2 protein-coding genes and 1 pseudogene are annotated in these 2652 nt (G+C 62.4%); all 3 read left to right on the top strand.

The features are described 5' to 3' along the window. Nucleotides 1-409, top strand: a 409-nt coding sequence (locus AC0L3D_RS36320) for a hypothetical protein (protein WP_473647489.1), incomplete at its 5' end; no start/stop codon positions are given. Between the two features lie 297 nt (nucleotides 410-706). Further along, the gene (gene istA / locus AC0L3D_RS36315) at nucleotides 707-2206 is read left to right on the top strand and encodes an IS21 family transposase (RefSeq protein ID WP_473647488.1); all 1500 of its coding nucleotides are present in this window, start codon (nucleotides 707-709) and stop codon (nucleotides 2204-2206) included. A gap of 23 nt (nucleotides 2207-2229) precedes the next feature. Then, nucleotides 2230-2577 (top strand): annotated as a pseudogene (locus AC0L3D_RS36310) (ATP-binding protein); the annotation flags it as partial. Between the last annotated feature and the right edge of the window lie 75 nt (nucleotides 2578-2652).

The following is a 2652-nucleotide window of genomic DNA, read 5'->3' as shown; positions in this document are numbered from 1 at the left end:
CGAGGCGATCCAAATTGCAGGTGACCTTGCCAAAGGTCAGCAGCTTACCGAGCAAAAGCTGTTCGGCATCAACCCTGCTATTCTGATCCCCGCGATCATCGCGGCGGCCAGGGCCGTGGTCAAAGGCCAGCAGCCCAACGGGTTTGACGAGAGCCTACGTGGCGAGGCGATCCAAATTGCAGGTGACCTTGCCAAAGGTCAGCAGCTTACCGAGCAAAAGCTGTTCGGCATCAACCCTGCTATTCTGATCCCCGCGATCATCGCGGCGGCCAGGGCCATAATCAAAGGCCAGCAGCCCAACGGATTTGACGAGAGCCTGCGTGACGAGGCGATCCAGATTGGCGTTGACCTCGCCATCGGTCAGCAGCCGTTTCTGCCCGAAGGCCCTCGTCATCGTGTCTCCAGTTAGGTAGCCATGGGAGGCCTCTGATTGGGGTCTTTGAAGTCAAGTTGCTCCTGCTCTTTTCCGGATCGTATCGTCCGCGGGTCACGCGCTTTTCTTCGCGGTCAGCACTCGGGCCGCCGCATGATGGGTTCAGGAGAGCAAAGGCGTCTCAATCTGTGTCACACGACCTTTGAAGGCTTTAGGCCCCGAGGCTGTGCGCGGCGGTGACAAATTAGGCCATGGAGCGCCGGCCAAACGCGGGTGCGGGCGGAGTAAAAACCGTCCAGTGGTTAGGCTGATCCTTTTGGGGGTCGGCCGGGAATGTTTGCCGTGGAAGTCTACGCCGCCGTCCGGCATTTCGTCTTCGTCGAGGGCAACAGCCGTCGTGAGGCGGCCCGTGTTTTCGGGCTGAGCCGCGAGACGGTCTTGAAGATGTGCCGGTTCTCGCTGCCGCCGGGCTATACGCGCACGAAGCCTGTGACGAAGCCGAAGCTGGGTGCGCTGCTGCCAGTGATCGATGCGATCCTGGAGGCGGACCGGACTGGTCCGGTGAAGCAGCGGCATACGGCGAAGCGGATTTTTGAACGGCTGCGCGACGAGCATGGGTTCGGCGGCGGCTATACGGTGGTGAAGGACTATGTCCGGATCGCGCGGGCACGGGGCCGCGAGACGTTCGTGCCGCTGTCGCATCCGCCGGGCCATGCGCAGGTGGATTTTGGCGAGGCTGTCGGCGTGATCGGCGGGCTTCGCTGCAAGCTCCACTTCTTTTGCATGGACCTGCCGCAATCGGATGCGCCCTTCGTGAAGGCTTACCCGGCCGAGACGACGGAGGCCTTCCTGGACGGTCACGTCTCTGCCTTCGCCTTCTTCGGCGGGGTGCCGCTGTCGGTGCTTTACGACAACACCAAAATTGCGGTGGCCAAGATCTGCGGCGACGGCAAACGGGAGCGGACGCGGGCGTTCACGGAGCTGGTGAGCCACTATCTGTTCCGGGATCGCTTCGGCCGCCCCGGCAAGGGGAACGACAAGGGCAAGGTCGAGGGGCTGGTGAAGTATGCCCGCTCGAACTTCATGACGCCGATCCCAGCGGCGGCCAGCTTCGACGATCTCAACACCATGCTGGCCGCGCGATGTCGGGCGCGACAGAACGAACATGCCGGACGCCATACCGCGACGATTGGTGAGCGCCTTGCCGCCGATCTGGATGCCTTCAGGGAACTGCCTGCCGTGCCGCTGGAGCCCTGCGAGAAGCGGGCTGCCCGCGTCTCATCGACGGCGCTGGTGCGTTATCGCCGCAACGACTACTCGGTGCCGACGGCCTTTGGCTTCCGGCACGTCATCGTGAAGGGGTTCGTGGACGAGGTGGTCATCCTGTGCGGCGGCGAGGAGATTGCCCGGCATCAGCGCGCCTATAGTTCGGGAGCCTTCGTCTTTGATCCGCTGCATTATCTGGCGCTGATCGAGACGAAGTCGAACGCACTTGATCAGGCCGCGCCCTTGAAGGATTGGGGTCTTCCCGAGACCTTCCAGCATCTGCGTCACCTGATGGAGGCGCGGATGGGCAATCGCGGCAAGCGCGAGTTCATCCAGGTGCTGCGGCTGATGGAGGCGATCCCGAAGGAGGTCGTGACCTATGCCGTCACCGAAGCGATCCGGCTCGGCGCGATCGGCTTTGATGCAGTCAAGCAGATCGCACTGGCCCGGATCGAGCGAAGGCCGGCCAGGCTTGACCTCACCGCCTATCCGCATCTGCCGAAGACCAGCGTGAAGACGACATCGGCAGCCGATTACGCCGTGCTCATTCCTGGGAGAGCGGCATGATCGGCAAGGGAGCAGTCGACGCGATGCCGGCGGGCACGACGAGCGGTACGCCGCAGGTCTTGCTTGGTCATCACCTCAAGCAATTGAAGCTGCCGACGGTGCTGCGGGAATACGACAAGGTCGCCCGTGAATGCGCGCGCGACGGTGTCGATCATCCCCGCTATCTGCTGCGCCTGGTCGAACTGGAACTGATCGACCGCGAGCGCCGCGTGGTCGAGCGGCGCATCAAGCAGGCCAGGTTCCCGGCCGTGAAGAGCCTCGACACCTTCGACTTCACCGCCATTCCTTCTCTCAACAAGATGCTGGTGCTGGAGTTGGCGCGTTGCGAGTTCATCCTGCGCCGCGAGAACGTCATCGCGCTCGGCAACACCGATCCCACGACATAATGCACACCTCGCTATGTTATTGAAAAAGCTGGATCTGCTGATCCTGTGATTGTGATAATG

The sequence above is a fragment of the Mesorhizobium sp. WSM4837 genome, from assembly GCF_055811435.1.
This window is presented reverse-complemented; position numbering and strand designations above follow the sequence as displayed.